Origin of the sequence: Paenibacillus sp. BJ-4 (genome assembly GCF_020404765.1) — a bacterium.
Classification (GTDB): domain Bacteria; phylum Bacillota; class Bacilli; order Paenibacillales; family Paenibacillaceae; genus Paenibacillus.
The window spans coordinates 1-205 of record NZ_JAIVEM010000098.1; the positions used below are offsets into that span (position 1 = coordinate 1).

The following is a 205-nucleotide window of genomic DNA, read 5'->3' on the forward strand; positions in this document are numbered from 1 at the left end:
TAGCAAGCCTCGCATTAGGAGCCGCCGCCGTACAAATGGGAACTGCCTTTCTGGCGTGTCCCGAAAGCGGTGCTCATACAACGTACAAACAGAAGATTCTTTCAGAAAATGAGGATTGCACCGAAATTACTCGCGTGTACTCTGGCAAAGCCGCACGAGGTATTCGAACAGAATTTATGAATGACATGCATCGGTATCCCGGAAA

Annotated in this window: 1 protein-coding gene; it reads left to right on the plus strand. The window is 48.8% G+C overall.

From position 1 onward, the window contains the following. A partial coding sequence (locus LCF57_RS17760) for a nitronate monooxygenase (RefSeq protein WP_226001891.1) occupies positions 1 to 205 on the plus strand: 205 nt, incomplete at both ends.